At 74.3% G+C, this 2,686-nt stretch carries 1 protein-coding gene; it reads right to left on the bottom strand.

Annotation, left to right across the window (positions count from 1 at the left end; all coding sequences use genetic code 11):
* Nucleotides 1-2,686, bottom strand: a 2,686-nt coding sequence (locus ACZ7DL_RS39010; protein ID WP_470781817.1) for a type I polyketide synthase, incomplete at both ends; no start/stop codon positions are given.

The raw sequence follows: 2,686 nt of genomic DNA, 5'->3' as shown, positions 1-2,686 counted from the left end.
TCGGCCGGGAAGCCGGAGATCACATCGCGCTGCTGGGCGACGACCTGCCACAACGCCTCGGGCGAGTCCACCCCGCCCGGGAAACGGCAGCCCATGCCGACGATCACGATCGGATCCTCGTCCGTACGCGGTACGACGGCGATGGCGGGCCGGGCGGCACGCTCGGTGCGCTCCCGAGCGAGTCCGAGCGTGAAGTCGGCCACGGCGGCCGGCGTCGGGTGGTCGAAGACCAGGGTGGCCGGAAGGCGCAGACCGGTGACGGAGTTCAGGCGGTTGCGCAGTTGCACCGCGAGCAGCGAGTCGACGCCGAAGCCCTTGAACGGCTGGTCCGGGTCGATCCCTTCCGCGGACTCGCGGCCGATGACCGCGGCGAGCTGGGCGCGGACCAGGTCGAGCAGCAGCCGGCGGCCCTCCTCCTGCGACATCCGGCCGAGCCTGCGGCGCAGGCCGGACTCGCCGGGGCGCCGCTGCGGGACCCGCACCAGCGAGCGCAGCACCGGAGACAGGGTCCCGGCGAGCGCGTCCGTGCGCAGTGCGGCTAGGTCGAGACGGGCCGGTACGAGCGCCGCGCTGTCGTCGGCGAGCGCCCGGTCGAGGAGTTCGAGGCCCTCCTCGGTGGACAGCGGGGCGATGCCGCGCGTCGAGAGGGTGTCGTCGTCCAAGTGCCCGGTGAGGCCGGTTCGTTCGGCCCACAGGCCCCAGGCGAGCGAGGCCGCGGGGCGCCCGGCGGCGCGGCGGCGGGCGGCGAGCGCGTCGAGGAAGACGTTCGCCGCCGCGTAGTTGGCCTGGCCCGGGTTGCCGAGTACGCCCGCCACCGAGGAGAACAGGACGAAGGCCGCGAGGTCCTGCTCCGCGGTCAGTTCGTCCAGATGCGCGGCCGCGTCCACCTTGGGCCGTAGTACGGCGGCCAGCCGGTCCGCGGTCAACGACCCGACCATGCCGTCGTCCAGCAGGCCCGCGGTGTGTACGACGGCGGTGAGCCGTACGCCGGCCAGCAGCTGCGCGAGCGCGTCCCGGTCGGCGGTGTCGCAGGCCGCGACGGTGACGTCGGCACCCAACCCGGTCAGCTCAGCGGTGAGTTCCGTGGCGCCGGGTGCGTCGGGGCCGCGGCGGCTGACCAGCAGGAGGCGGCGGGCACCGTGCTCGGTGACCAGGCGCCGCGAGACCGCCGCGCCGAGCACTCCGGTGCCGCCGGTGACGAGCACGGTGCCGTCCGGGTCGATCCGTCCGGCACCGGCCGGACCGGCGCTGCCGGTGTGGCGCACCAGCCGGGGCGCGAGCAACGTACTGCCACACAACGCGAGTTGCGGCTCGGTGAGGACGGCAGCCGACACCGAGTCGGCCCGGTGTGCTGCGTCCACGTCCAGCAGCGTGAAGCGGTCGGGGTGTTCGGACTGTGCGGTCCTGATCAGGCCCCACACGGTCGCCTGGGCGGCGTTCTTGATGTCGGGACCGGCGGCGCCCTCGGTCAGCACCAGCAGCCGGGAGCCCGTGAAGCGGGAATCGGCCAGCCACTCCTGGACCACGCCCAGCGCCCACTCCGCGGCCCGGTGCGCGTCCCGCGCGAGGTCGGCTCCCGTGCTGTCCGAGTCCTGCGATGCGACCGGACATCGCAGGGCGACCACGTGCGGTACGGGATCCGGGACGTCGGCCAGGTCCGCGACCAGGCACACGTCGACGTCGGCCACGGCGGCCCCGACCGGCTGCCATTCCAGCCGGAACAGCGAGTCGGCACCGCGTCCGGCGGCCGGGTCGGCCGCGAACGGCCGCATCGTGACGGCCTCCGCGGACAGCACGGGCTTTCCCGAGCCGTCGGCGGCACGCAGGGTCACGCCGTCCTTGCCGGTCGCGCTGAGCCACACCCGCAGCGTGCCCGCGCCCTCGGTGTAGCGGGTGACGCCGGACCAGGAGAAGGGCAGAACGGTGCCGCCGTCCTCGCGCAGCAGACCGACCGCGTGCAGGGCTGCGTCCAGCAGCGCCGGGTGCAGGCCGAAGGCGGTGCCGTCCAGCTCGGCCGGCAGACTCACCTCGGCGTAGACGTCGCCGTTGGTACGCCAGGCGGCCCGCAGGCCCTGGAAGGCGGGCCCGTAGTCGTACCCCGCCTCGGTGAGGGTGTCGTAGCGGCTCTCGACGTCGATCTCCTGGGCGCCGGACGGCGGCCACTCGATCAGGTCGAAGTCGGCGGTGTCGTCGTCGATGCCGAGCAGCGCCCCGGCGTGCCGTGTCCACGGGCTGCCCGGGTCGGCGTCCTGCGGCCGGGAGTGCACGGTCAGCTCCCGCTGCCCGTTCGCGGCCGGCGGCTCGACGGTCACCCGGAGCTGTAGGGCCGTGTCCGGCTCCAGCACCAGCGGCGTCTGCAGGGTGAGTTCGGCCAGCCGACCCCAGCCCAGCCTCGCGCCCACCGCCATCGTGAGTTCCAAGAACGCGGTGCCGGGCAGCAGTACGGTGCCGTGCACGGCATGGTCGGCGAGCCACGGCTGAGCGTCGAGGGCGAGCCGCCCCGTGTACACCAGCCGGTCCTGCTCCACGAGTTCGACCACCGCGCCCAGCAGCGGATGCCCGGCCGCCGTCAGGCCCAGCCCACGGGCGTCGGTCGCGGTGGGTGTGGGGTCGAGCCAGTAGTGCTGGCGTTGGAAGGGGTAGGTGGGGAGTTCGGTGGTGTGGGGGTGGTAGGGGGTGAGGAGGG

The sequence above is a fragment of the Streptomyces sp. NPDC036984 genome (genome assembly GCF_055607665.1).
This window is presented reverse-complemented; position numbering and strand designations above follow the sequence as displayed.